At 53.5% G+C, this 13,330-nt stretch carries 8 protein-coding genes; 2 read left to right on the forward strand and 6 right to left on the reverse strand.

The window, feature by feature from the left end:
- The first annotated feature begins 27 nt into the window (after window positions 1–27).
- The gene (gene purH, locus PUV54_RS10940; RefSeq protein ID WP_274492275.1) at window positions 28–1,611 is read left to right on the forward strand and encodes a bifunctional phosphoribosylaminoimidazolecarboxamide formyltransferase/IMP cyclohydrolase; all 1,584 of its coding nucleotides are present in this window, start codon (window positions 28–30) and stop codon (window positions 1,609–1,611) included.
- 3 nt (window positions 1,612–1,614) lie between these two features.
- Here the strand turns inward: purH and PUV54_RS10945 are convergent, their stop codons facing one another.
- The 5 genes from PUV54_RS10945 to PUV54_RS10965 all read right to left on the reverse strand — a co-directional run bounded on the left by PUV54_RS10945 (window position 1,615) and on the right by PUV54_RS10965 (window position 11,718).
- Window positions 1,615–6,510, reverse strand: a complete 4,896-nt coding sequence (locus PUV54_RS10945; protein ID WP_274492276.1) for an NAD-glutamate dehydrogenase — start codon at window positions 6,508–6,510, stop codon at window positions 1,615–1,617.
- Between the two features lie 135 nt (window positions 6,511–6,645).
- Entirely contained in the window at window positions 6,646–7,395 is a 750-nt protein-coding gene (locus PUV54_RS10950) for a hypothetical protein (RefSeq protein WP_274492277.1), read from the reverse strand.
- Window positions 7,396–7,509: 114 nt separating this feature from the next.
- A complete protein-coding gene (locus tag PUV54_RS10955) occupies window positions 7,510–8,160 on the reverse strand; it encodes a tetratricopeptide repeat protein (protein WP_274492278.1) in 651 nt (216 codons plus the stop codon).
- Window positions 8,161–8,227: 67 nt separating this feature from the next.
- Window positions 8,228–10,957 (reverse strand): sensor histidine kinase, encoded by a 2,730-nt coding sequence (locus tag PUV54_RS10960; RefSeq protein ID WP_274492279.1) that lies wholly within the window; start codon window positions 10,955–10,957, stop codon window positions 8,228–8,230.
- 182 nt (window positions 10,958–11,139) lie between these two features.
- Window positions 11,140–11,718 carry an energy transducer TonB gene (locus tag PUV54_RS10965; RefSeq protein ID WP_274492280.1) on the reverse strand — a complete coding sequence of 193 codons (579 nt, stop codon included), beginning with the start codon at window positions 11,716–11,718 and terminating at the stop codon, window positions 11,140–11,142.
- Between the two features lie 249 nt (window positions 11,719–11,967).
- On the opposite strand from PUV54_RS10965, the gene PUV54_RS10970 reads away from it, so the two are divergent.
- On the forward strand, window positions 11,968–12,618 hold the full coding sequence (locus PUV54_RS10970) for an outer membrane protein (protein WP_274492281.1): 651 nt from the start codon (window positions 11,968–11,970) through the stop codon (window positions 12,616–12,618).
- A 16-nt stretch (window positions 12,619–12,634) separates the two neighbouring features.
- On the opposite strand, the gene PUV54_RS10975 is transcribed toward PUV54_RS10970, so the two are convergent.
- A complete protein-coding gene (locus PUV54_RS10975; protein WP_274492282.1) occupies window positions 12,635–13,330 on the reverse strand; it encodes a LytR/AlgR family response regulator transcription factor in 696 nt (231 codons plus the stop codon).

Genomic DNA, 13,330 nt, shown 5'->3' on the forward strand with positions numbered 1-13,330 from the left:
GCACCAGCGCGTCGAAAGGGTATTTCAATGACTGAGCAATCGCGAGTGCGCCGCGCACTTATTTCTGTTTCTGACAAAACCGGCATTGTCGAATTTGCAAAGCGCCTGTCGTCTGCTGATATTGCGCTGATCTCCACTGGCGGTACAGCGAAAGCGCTGCGAGAAGCAGGTCTTCATGTAATGGATGTCTCCGAGATCACTGAATTTCCAGAGATGATGGATGGCCGTATCAAGACGCTTCACCCCCGAATTCATGGCGGACTGCTCGCACTGCGTGATAACGCCGGTCATCGCGAGTCCATGGACGAACACGGGATAAACGGCATCGATCTTCTTGTCGTCAATCTTTACCCTTTTGAAGAAACTGTCGCGAGAGGGGCCGGTTTCGCTGAATGTATTGAGAATATCGATATTGGCGGACCGGCAATGATACGCGCAGCCGCTAAAAACCACGGGTTTGTCGGTGTCGTCACGGACCCCGATGATTATGAAACTGTGCTGCAAGAAATTGAGTTGGACGGTCTGCTTAAAACGGAGACTAAAAAACGGCTCGCGGCCAAAGCGTTTGCGAAAACGGCGAGTTACGACTCCGCCATTTCAACGTGGTTTTCAGCTCATAATAACGAGCCATTTCCAAAAGACGTGTCCGTTGCTGGCCGGTTGTCATCAGTTCTTCGGTATGGCGAAAATCCGCATCAGGCGGCGGCGTTTTACAAGACCGGTACAAACCGTTCAGGTGTCGCCACAGCGCGCCAAATTCAGGGTAAGGAGCTGTCTTATAACAACTTGAACGACACGGATGCAGCCTACGAGTTGGTGGCGGAGTTCGGTTTCGAAAAGCCCGCCATCGCGATTATCAAGCATGCCAATCCTTGCGGCGTCGCTACAGGGGAAAACCTGGTTGAAGCATATCTGGCAGCGCTCCGTTGCGATCCGATTTCCGCGTTTGGCGGTATTGTCGCCATGAACCAGAAACTGACTGGTGATCTAGCAAGGAAAATTGTTGAGGTTTTCACTGAAGTTGTGATTGCTCCAGAGGTCGATGACGAAGCAACAGAAGTCTTTGCCAAGAAAAAGAACTTGCGCCTTCTCGCTGCGGGGGGCGTGCCGGCTGTTAACGAGGAAGGCTCGGTCATGAAGCCTCTTGCTGGCGGGTTCCTGTTGCAATCTCGTGACGCCCGCACCGTCAACCTCGCTGATCTGAAGGTGGTCACCAAACGCCAGCCTAGTGAGCAAGAGCTCGCCGATATGCTGTTCGCGTTCAAAGTCGCCAAGCACGTAAAGTCAAACGCGATTGTATATGCGAAAGACAGCGCTACAGTTGGCATTGGCGCCGGCCAGATGAGCAGGCTGGACTCAAGCAGAATTGCAGCAAGGAAAGCTCAAGACGCTGCTGAAGCATGCGGAGAAATGCAGGCGCTTACCCAAGGTTCAGTTGTCGCCTCAGACGCTTTTTTTCCGTTTGCGGATGGGCTGTTGGCGGCTGCGGAAGCAGGGGCGACTGCGGTAATACAGCCCGGTGGATCAATCCGGGATGATGAAGTGATCGCTGCTGCTGACGACGCCGGGTTGGCTATGGCCTTCACCGGCATTCGTCATTTCAGACACTAGGCGTCAGTTTCGATCAGTCGCCAATAGCAAGGCATCTAGGGCGCGTGTAAAGAGCGCAAACTTGCCAACGCTCACCGCGCCAGCGAGGTCAAGTTCATTCGATGTCTGCTCAAACGTGGTTACTGCTTCCGTTGCGCTTTCACACCACTTCTCAATTGTCTTTTGTGTCCATTTCGCCGGCGCCGACTTGGGCTCAGCCTTGGAAAACGCAATGACACGCATGGTCAGTTGGCGCTGCCGCGCGGTCAAATCCTCGATAGTTTGCCGGATAGCAATCTTGTCGAAGTGATCTGATGGGGGCTCGCGCCGCGCTTTTTCACGAACAGCATCAATATTGAAGACGCGACCGATCGCAAAGAAAACGCCTCCCACACCTGGGTTAGACCAACCGCTTTCTGTCGCCAGATTTACGATATCGAATGCGAATTCGAGCGCGGGGATTGCCGCCGCGTTGCGTGCGACATCTTCAGGCGCGTCCTGTGCAATCCAGCGTAGATAGCGGTCTTCTAAAGCCACTGCCGCGTCAGGCGGCAAAATATCAGGCAAGGCGGACTTAAACTCTTCCACCGCTTCGGCGTAGCGACCGACAACAGACTTCAACCCCTTGTTTAAGATGTCTTCTCTTGCTTGCGGATCGTCGAGCAGGTGGAAGGTTTGTTCTTTCAGTAACGCAGATGCTTCAAGATAGAGCGCCGTTTGTAACTGCGCTGAAGATTTATTGTCGAGCTCGTCCACGGATGCGGCAAAATCATGGAGATTATAAATTCTTCTGACGGCTTCGTAAGCGAGGGACACGGCAGCGAAATCAACACCTGCTGTGTCAGCCGCACGCTGAACGAAGTTCACCCCGCAAGTGTCGACGATCTCATTTGAGAGCCGTGTTGCAATAATTTCGCGACGTAACTGATGGGATATAATTGCGCGATTATATTTATGCAGCGCCTCTGGAAAATAGCCGAACAGTTCCCTTTCGAACATGGGATCATCTGGCGCTTCCGACGCTACAAGTTCGTCGAAAAGCCAGAGTTTTGCATAGGCCAGCAGCACTGCGAGGTCAGGCCGGGTCGGTCCGAGGTTTTGCTGTCGAAGCTGACCTAACTGATCCAGGTCAGGAAGGTACTCAATCGCGCGATCAAGCCGCCCTTCGCGCTCAAGCGTCGCCATGAAGCGTGCATAGACGTCCAGGTCTTGAGCGGCGGTAACTTCCATCTGCGTTACAGCGCGTGTTTGGTCGTAATTATGCCGCAACACGTGGTCCGCCACGTCATCAGTCATTGAAGCAAGGAGGGGGTTTCGTTCTTCCTGCTTTAATTCGCCGTGTTCGACGGCATTTGATAGCAGGATCTTGATATTTACTTCGTGGTCAGATGAGTCGACGCCTGCGGAGTTGTCAATTGCATCTGTGTTGATGCGTCCGCCGTTGCGGGCATATTCTATCCGAGCCAGTTGCGTGAGGCCCAGGTTAGCGCCTTCCCCGATTACGGAAGCGCGAATCTCGTCGGCATTAATGCGTACTGAATCATTTGCCCGATCGCCGACACGCCAGTTTTCTTCCCCATCAGCCTTAAAATAGGTGCCGATGCCGCCAAGCCAGAACAGCTCTATGGGTGATTTCAATATGGCCCTAATGAGCTCCGATGGCGTCATTGTTTTTTCGGTGACGTCGAGAGCGGCGCGGATTTCCGGGGTTAATTCGATAGACTTTGCGCTGCGCGAAAAGACGCCGCCACCTTTTGAGATCAGCTCTTTGTCGTAATCCTGCCATGATGAGCGCGGCAATTCGAAAAGGCGCTTGCGTTCCTTGAATGACTTGGATGGCGTTGGGTCAGGATCGAAAAAGATATCACGGTGATCGAATGCAGCGACAAGTCTGATCTTTTCGGACAACAACATGCCGTTGCCGAAGACGTCGCCTGACATGTCGCCGACGCCGGCGACCGTAAACGCTTCTTTCTGAATATCCTTGCCGATTTCACGGAAATGGCGTTTCACGGCTTCCCAAGCGCCGCGGGCGGTAATGCCCATGACTTTGTGGTCGTAACCAGCAGAGCCGCCAGATGCGAAAGCATCGCCCAGCCAGAAGCCGTATTCTTCTGAAATGGCGTTCGCAGTATCTGAGAATGCCGCCGTGCCTTTATCGGCTGCGACAACTAGATAGGGATCGAGGTCATCCCACCGCACCAGGCGGGCAGGGGTTTTGACCTCGCCCTGAACGATATTGTCGGTAAGGTCGAGCAGGCCGCGAATAAAGACTTTATAAGCCTCACGCCCCTCTTCGTAGATGGCGTTGCGATCGCCGCCGAGCGGTAATTGCTTAGGATAAAAACCGCCTTTTGACCCGGTTGGGACGATCACTGCGTTTTTAACGCGCTGTGCTTTGACGAGGCCTAAGACTTCCGTACGGAAATCTTCCCGGCGATCCGACCACCGCAGGCCGCCGCGAGCGACCGGTCCGAACCGCAGATGCACGCCGTCCACACGAGGCCCGCAAACAAAAATCTCGCGATAAGGTTTTGGCTCGGGCAGTTCAGCAATTTTGTGCGAGTCAATTTTGAAGGAGATGTAGGTTTTAGGATTTCCATCCTTGCCACGCTGGTAATAGTTCGTTCGCGTCATCGCATCAAACAGATTCAAAAAGCGGCGAATGATCCGGTCTTCATCCAGGCTGGAAACATCGTTGAGCGCATCTACAACCGTCTGGTTCGCAAGTTTGGCGTCTTGCATGCGTTGATCAGCGTCTTTTGGTCCGTCCGGATTGAACCGTGCGTGAAACGCAGCGACCAGCATTCTGGCGATAGGGGAATTCTTTGACAGCGCTTCTTCGATGTAGGTTTGAGAGTAGGGAAAACCAGCTTGCATGTGGTGGCGTGCGGCAGCGCGCAACAACCACGCTTCGCGCCAGTTGATGCCGGCGGTTAAAACCAGTTCGTTAAAGCCGTCGTCTTCCGTACGGCCTTCCAGCACGGCAAGGATTGTTTCTTCAAAAGCTTCCTTGACTTCATTCAGAATAATTTTTTCACCGCGCCCGTGCTCGGTATAAAAATCATGGACCCACAATGAATCGTTTTTGGCATCGCCATGGGGCGTGACGCGGTGGCTTGCTTCCTGAAGAACACCCAGGCCGAGATATTCAATTGTAGGAATAAGCTTCGACAACGCCATTGGCGCGCCCTGTTTGTATATTTTTATGCGAACAATTGATTCAGCATCATCCGGGAGGCGATATGCGCGAATTCCAATGGGCGCATCGTTAAGCTTCTCTAGGGCTGCAATGTCCTCAAGCGCTATCTCTGGCGGTGTCGATTCGCGGTAGCCTGCGCCAAAAGCATCTTCGTATTTTTCAATCAGGGCTTCGGGTGCGATCCCGTCATGGGCTTCGCGCATGGCGTCGAGCAGCCCATCGCTCCAGGTTCGGCAGATTTCACGGACCTGACGGGTAAGCTCAACGATACCGGGTCCTTCTGGTGCCCCCTGGTTGATGCCGATGATAAAATGGACCCGCACCAGAGAAGCGTCGCCAAACGAAGGTGAGAAGGAAAGCACACGTCCTTCGAACGTGTCCGCTAAAAGCTGGCCGGCGCGCTCGCGAATGTCGGAATTGAACCGGTCACGCGGAACGTAGAGAAGGGCGGATATAAACCGGTCGAACCGATCTCTACGCAGAAAAAGTTTTACGCGCGGACGCTTAAACAAACGTAAGATGCCAAGGCAAATCTCACAAAGCGCATCTACGTCGATTTGGAATAGTTCGTCTCGCGGATAGCTTTCGAGAATGTTGATCAGTGCTTTTTCATTGTGGCCGCCGGGTGTGAATGCCGTCGCTTCTAGCACCTTATCGACTTTGGCGCGGATCAGAGGGATATCCGACACCGGGCGGTTGTACGCTTCGGCCGTGAACAGACCAACAAACAAGTCTTCGCCTATGGGGGCGCCGTCCGGAGAATAATTTTTAACCGCCACATAGTCCATGAACGCGCGACGGTGCGTAAGGGATTTGGAACTGGACTTGGCGATGATGATTGGTTCTTTGGAATCCAAAAACGCCGCTACAGCAGGCGACAGTTTTCCATCCGGCTGAAAGGTGGATTTTAAAACCTGCCGGCCAGGCGCCGTTAAGATGCCAAGGTCATTCCCTTCATCGGGAATAAGGTTTGGAACGCCTTTTTCTTCTGAATAGTTGAAGCGGCGAACGCCAAGAAACGCGAAACGATTATCCCAAAGCCATTTCAGAAACTGAACGGATTCTCGTTGTTCGTCGGCTTTCATGCCCGGCAAGCGCGAACGTTCTAGTTGCGCAATGCAGCTCGCCAGTCGCGCTCGCATGGGCTCCCAGTCAGCGACGGCGATCGTGACATCTGCGAGAACGGCGTCAATATCGTTTCGGAGTTCTTCAACCTCACTTTCAGCGACCGGCGGTTCCATCTCAACGTGGATCATGGACTCACGGATATTGGCCGCGCTTTGGTCACGCTTGCCGGTAGCGCTTCGTGAAACGGATACAACGGCGTTAGAAAAAAACGTCACAGGTCTTCCGGCGTCAGCAAGGGCGGCTGAGATGGAGTCGACGAGGAAAGGACGATCGTCCGTGACGATGTCTAGGACGAGACGACTATCGGTCCACTTTTTCCCTTTTTCAACTCGTAGGGAAATTTTGCTGTCGCCGGATTTTCTGGTCTGGCTGTGTTTCCATGCCTGGCCAGCGCGATCCAGCAGTGACTGAGGTCGAGACCAGATTTGGTCTTCGCCTGTTGCATAAAGCACGAGCTGTTCGAGATAGCTCCGGAACGCTGCAGAGGGCGCGCCGTTGTCGTCAAAATCGCCGACCTTCTTTTTTTGCGCCAGCGAAATAACTTGTTCAAGAATGTGACTGTCTTCGTCCGTCAGAAACCCGTCCGGCATATCGCTTCCTTTGCGATTATTTGTTGTCCGTCATAGCGTGAAGACTTTGAGAATGTCTAACAAAATAGACGGATTTAAGGGGCAAGTTACGCCCCCTTCATAAAGGAAATGCGAAAGGTCTGTCGAACAGGAGTGTCAGGCTTGAAGGGCCTGTGATCCATCCTTGGTATGGCTTGCATACCCGGCGCTTGGCGTTTCGATTTCCCGTCTGATGAAGGCAGTGCGCGGATAGCGCCGGCTTGCGCCTTTTTCAAGGTATCGATTGGCGATCCGCAGTCCGGTCATTCCAAGAATAGCGGTGGATATGGCGGCCAGCACAAGGCTCGTTTCCCCCGCTCTGAGGCCAGTCAAAATTGCAAAGAGAGCGCCTGGCGCGGCCAGAGCAGCGGCGCTGAAAAAATGGGCCGAGTGCAACAGGGCGGCGGCGAAAATCGCAAACAGGGCTAACGCAGTAATTTGAAGGGCCAGGGCTGTTGGCGCGTCGACGGGCGCCAGTAGGATCGGCGCGCTTCCAAGGACAACACCGAGAACCGACAGGCTTGACGTATAGGCCGCCCGCCATCGGAAAGGACGGTCAGCCAGGTTCGCGCCGGCGCGGAATTGACTGCGCAAGCGGCGGCACACCCATAATGCGCCTAGAGCCATTAACCCCCAAGCGAATGCGCGTCCGGGGTATACGCGTCCAGCTACAACCGCCAGATAGACGGAAACCCCAGCTAAAAGCGCAAGGCCAGGCGCGCTCCATCGGGAAAGAACGTCAATCAGATGCAACCGCGCCGCGCGCGATAGAGAGGAAGACTTACGTTTTCGCGGCTCAATCGGCGCGTGTTGCGCAAGTTCCTGCAATTCCCGGACATTTTTCGCGTGCAATGAAGCGCTGGTCATCTGGCGCGGATCCTTTTGCCTCACACCCATGGGAGTATGCAATCGTTAACCAATCGTTAAACATCGCCATGAGGTGATTTTCGGATCAGGTCGAGGCTGAAATTCGACGGTGTTTTAATTATTGTCCGGCGTCTCAAGAGAGACTTCAATCGTAACACCCTGACGCGCCAGATCTCCGCGCAAGACAAGTGCGTCGATGTTTGTCGGGTCTAGTTCCAACGCCCTGACGACGTCTTGCGCGGCATGCTCGTAATTTGCGAGCGTATAAAGACCGCGCCCGCGCAGAACATAGGTTTCAACACTCGCAAAACCTGCTGCTTCGGCGGTATCAGCAGCCCTCACAACGTCCTTCCAGCGGTCTTGAGCGGCGTAGACTTTGGTTGCGGTCAAATATAGCTCTCCCGAGTCCGGCACTAGGAAGAGTGCGTCATTTAGTGCTTGTTCAGCTCGGTCCGGTTGCTCAGCTTCAAGCCAAGCATAAGCCGCCTGATCGTAGAGACGCGCACGAACATAATCGTCACCAGCATCGTTACGTTGCGCAATTTCTTCAAGACGCAAGGCGGCGAGCTTGGGATACCCAGCTTTCAAGTCAGCGCGGGCTAGGCAATGTCGGGCTTCCGAGCCGCCGCCCTCACTTACCCATTGCTGAGCGGCGATACGGCCCAACTCAAGGTCCGCGTCAACAAGCTGGATGCAGTCCGTATAGCGCGGACTCATGGCTTCTATTGGCGATGATGTGGCGGCGACAGCAGCCAAAATGCTCAAATGCAACATACTTTGAGTTTAACGCGGTAATTACGTTGAAAAAGAGGTCAGCCTGAAAAAATATTCGTTACTCAGCCGCTTGCGGACGCGATGCTGGTTTGTCTGATCCTGGCGATTTTGACTTGGCGCGACGCCGTTGGCGCGCCGGGGCCTTCTTTTTCGCCGGTTTTGGAGCGTTGTCCTTGCCTTTTGGCTGTGGCGCTGACGCCTGTGATGATGTGGCCTTATCAGTTGTATTCGCCGCTGCTGCTTTTGTTTGTTCCGGGAGAAAACAGGTTACCGTGACGCCATGACCTTCTGACGAGTCCATTCGGACCCAGCCGTGGTGCAGTTTGATGAACCGTTCAACCAGAGCGAGGCCAAGTCCGGCGCCTGCGCTTGGCCCCCGGCTTTCGAACGCGTCAAAGGCACGGGCCTGATCGGTCGGAGACAGTCCGCGACCTGTATCGCTGACCCAAATTTTAACAGCGTCGCCAACACGGCGCGCGCCCAGCGTAACTTGTCCGCCCGCGCCGGTGTAGGCAAATGCGTTAGAGAGAAGGTTGAACAGCACCTGCTTAATGCGCCGGTCGTCCATTTCAGTCTCACCGATATCTTTCGGGCAATCGACTTTCAGTGTGACCTGCGTGTCCTCAGCTTTCAGCGCTGCAAAAGTCGCCGCGCTTTCAAGAAGCTTTCGGATGTCTGTCTTTTTGAGAGCAACCTCAAGCTGGCCGGCGTCGATAGCCGCCAAGTCAATGATATCGTTTATCAGGTCGCGCAAATGATAAGACGCAGAAAGTACGCTTGCAACGTAATCCTTTTGCCGGTCATTCAAGACGCCAAACATCTCGCCTTCCAACATTTCGGAAAAACCGATGATCGTCGAAAGCGGTGTTCTGAGTTGATAAGAAACATGATCGACGAATTTCGATTTTAGCCGATCCGCGTTTTCAAGAATGGCGTTGCGTTCCTTCAGCTCCTTCTCGCGTTCTTTTGAGTCTGTAACGTCCAAGAAGCGCGCAAGCGTGGCGCCGTCGGGCAGGGGTTCTGTGCCAACGGCAAGCGTGCGGCCATCCACGAGCTTGATTTCGCGAATCTCGATGGGCTTGCGGTCTTCATGAGATTTGGAAACGACGCAACGGCGAAGCGCGTCAAAAGCGTCGCCGGGATCCTTCGCAAGCTTATCGAGGTTTTCAATAATCAGATCGATATGAGGACGTGAATCGGTAAGGCGAGCGTCGAGCCGCCAGACCTTTTGAAAGGCTTTGTTATAAAGCCGCATCGAGCCGTCGGCGGCAAACACGGCGACACCTTCCGCGAGGTTGTTGAGCGTCGCTTTTTGTACGCTCAGTTGCGTATTGAACTGCGTTTCAAGAGTCAGTTTTTCCGTGATGTCTTCGAACGCCGTCATCACGCCGCCAAACGGGTGGCGCTGTTTTGATACTTGCAGTGTTCGTCCGTCAGGCAGGTGCCACACTTCATCCGGCGCACCGCCAAGGCGCTCGGAGCCGGGTTCTGAAAGGCCTTCCGTGTAGAGAGCAAGCTGCTTTTCTTTCCATTGCTCGTAATCGGACGGTTCAGGCAGATGGCCAGCGACGCGAAGCTGATCGAGGATCTCGCCGTGATAGACGCGGCCTGATAACTCCGCTTCATCCAGCGCCCATAATTCGCGAAAAGCGCGATTGTAATAGATCAGGTTTTGACTGGCGCCGAAAATGGCGACGGCTGTATGAATTTGATCAAGGGTGCGCTGGTTCGCCTCGATCTGTTGCTTAAGGTCGGATTTCGCCTTGTCCTGTTCGGTGATGTCGATCGCGACACCGCCCAGCGCGGCGTCGCCAGAACCGTGCAGCGGCATTTCGACAATCCGGAAAACACGACGCTCCCCGCGGGAGTTGATAATGGTTTTCCCATCTTGAGGCTTGCGTTCCGAAGCTGCGGTGGACGCCAGTTTTTTAATCGTGTTGTCGAGTTCGGTCTGCTGTTTGATGACGTCGCCAACATTCGCCGCCTCAACGATATCGGCATACGCGCGGTTGACCCAGACAAGTTCGAGATCGGCATTGCGCCGCCAAGCCGGAACCGGCGAGCGTTCAAGCAGGGCGAGGGCGCCGTGCAGGTCAGTCGCGCGTTCTCGAAAGGCGCCAATAACCGCTCCGTCTTCCGCCATCCGAACCGCAGGATCTGTAATCCACAGCGCGACTTGTCCGCCCGCAACCCTGCCGTCTACTTCAATGGTGCGCCCATCGGCGGTTACGACATTGCCGGAAAACGCAACGCCGTGATCCCGCAGGTTCTTGATTTTTTCCTTGAGCGTTTCAGGCTCTTCCGCGTCTTCGTCCTGAAGCCTTAAAGCGCCAAGCGCATTCAACAGTCGATCTACGGGTGCGGTTTTTTCTGTTTTGTCTTCTTTCGAAAAAGCCAGGAGTGACGCCAGCGCCGCCGGACCGCCTAATATTTTCGGCGAACCCCAGCCGCCATTTGCGCTTTTCGCATCGTCTTCCCAAACCAGTACAAGGCCCGGATGAGCGGACAAGACCGAGTCGGCTTTTTCGAGGCGCGCTTCCATCTCGGCAAGTTTTTCAGACCAATGAAGCGACTGATTACGGTTGGCGGCAGAAATACGAAGCGCCCAGATCACGGCGGCGACAGCAAGCGCAATAGCCCCGCCGGCGCCAGCGAGCAGAGGATCGATAGCACCACCCGCACCAGTCTCTCCAGCGGCCAGCACAGGCGCCGTTGCGAGCGCCGATGTGCTACTCAGCATTGTTCCGATCAGCAGTTTTTTTACCCAATGCTTCATGCCGTCGCTCATGTTCGCGCCTTTGGCCCGAAACGGCGAAAATATGCAGATTCGCGATATTTTGCGCGTTTATCAGCCAAGCCCACAATATGTACTGTGTTCGCACTGGCCGCATAGGGCAAAAGACGGAATTGAACCCGCCAACCAGATGAAGTTTTCAACAGGTTAGCGGGTTTTGTAACGACACTGCTTAGCTATTCAACGAGTTGGAAATTGAAGGACTCGGTCATAGTACGGCGCGTGTTTGAGCCGTTTGACGGCGCTGGCGGAAATTTCCATTTAGATACTGCGGATCGAATCGGCCGGTTGAAGCATCTGTCCGGCGACTGCAGGATTCGAGGGTTAACGACATTGCCCTCAGGGGTAATGTCAAACTCGACAACAACAACGCCTTCAGCACCCTTGGAACGGCAGCCTTCCGGATAGGCGGGCGTAATTTTGATAGTGCCGCCGCTGAACATGCCTTTCTGATCGGGCGTTGTAGTTTCAATCGTGCCGGGCCCAGTATCGATACCGACGCTGTCCGGCGGCCCAATTGGCTTTGTGAATTCGAATTCTGTTTCCGGCGTTGAATCGGGAAGGGGTTTTGGTTTGGGGGGCTTTTCCCAACCTTTTTCGTCGGGCTCTTCTGCGGTTATGCTCAGGTCCGGAATTTGTTTTGAACTGCTCAGTTCGAGCCCATTGTCTTTGATCAATTCCGCCATCATGAAAAACAGGGCGGCTGTTATTATACCTGCGGCAGGCAACCCAAGTATCCAACGAAACAATGACATAGCGCATTCCTTTCATGCGGTTTCGCAGTTGAAGTTCACGCAGCGCGATGAGGCGTATGAATACGCAGTCACAGAGCACGCCCCCGTGCTACAATAGTCGCAATCTAACATAATGCGACAGATGTAGCAACGGTAATTCTAAAATTTGAGCCGTTGACGTCTGAGTTGAGCCTTTGGCGTAAGTGAACTGTAAGCGCTTGAAAGCGGCGGATATCTCCGACTCAGGAACAACAGGTAAAGGAGAAGCCGATGCTTAAACGCGCATCATCACTGGCCCTCAGCATATCATTGATTACTGGCGGGGCTGCCCAAGCAGAGGACAATTCATGGTATGCCTCAGGTCAATTCGGAGTCCGTGCGGTAGAGCGAGAAGAAATTCGGGCTCCATCCGTTGATATCGATTTTGAACTTCATAATGGGCTTTATGCATCAGGGGCGATAGGCAAAATCTTTGATGCTGGGGGCGTCAATTTCCGTCTTGAGGCTGAAGCTGCCTGGCGTGAGGGTGGCGACATTCGAGATTTCAACATCAATGGCGTTGACGGCGCTGCTATTGGCGACGGCATATCCGCCGTCAGCTTCATGGCTAACGGCATCATCGATATTAAAAACCGTTCGCGGTTCACGCCTTATTTTGGCGGCGGCATAGGGGTTGCCAAACTAAGTGCGGACATATCCGACGGCGCTAACATGGTTATGGACAAGGCGACCAGTCTATCGGCTCAAGGCATCGTAGGCGTTGATATAGGTCTTTCGGAAAACTTCTCAGTCTTTACCGATCTTCGCTATTTCAAATCGTTTAACGCAACAATGACCCTTCAAGGAACGTCAGGCACTGCTGATGTCGATGTTGACTATGACGCCTATACTTTCGGAGTGGGTCTAAAATACAAGTTCTAAGTCTAACTTTGCATTATCAGATCAGTCGTTCCCGGATCGATTTGTAACGCATTCTACTTACAGGCAGCCGTTGGCCATTTGTCAGTTTGACGAAATAACGGCTGCCTTCCTTTGTTTCAATCGTTTCTATCAAATCCCAACGCGCAATGTACGATTTGTGAATACGCTCAAAGTTCGCAGGCAAAAGCTCTTCTAGTTGTTGCAATGATTTATCGTGCAGCAAGGTCTCGCCGTTCAGCATAGTGACTTCCGAATATTTATCGGCGCCGGCAATTGAGGCCACCTGGTCAAGCGGGCTCACCGTAGTCTTTCCATGACTACGAAAGGACAGGAAACGGGGGTGAATTTTCCGCTGCGCAGTATCAAAGTAGCGGTTATACGCTAGGCCCAGTCGTTCTTGGTCAAATGGTTTTGCGACGAAGTCGATAACGCCATAGTCAAACGCTAATACAGCCTTGTCCTTATATGCTGATATTATGATTGTTTTTCCGGCGTATGACGTAAAAGTTTTCAGAAACTCAAATCCGTCAGCGCCATGCAAATTCAAATCAAGCAGATATAGATCATATTCGGAAACATCGCGTTGCTTAATGGCGTCCTCGACCGTGGCAAACGAAGTGAATTTTGAGACTTTGTCACCTAGCAAGTTCGAGGTCAGGCGTTCCAGCCGCTCGACAATTACAGGTTCGTCTTCAATTGAGAGTATCTTCAT

Source organism: Hyphococcus flavus, assembly GCF_028748065.1.
Classification (GTDB): Bacteria; Pseudomonadota; Alphaproteobacteria; order Caulobacterales; family Parvularculaceae; genus Hyphococcus; species Hyphococcus flavus.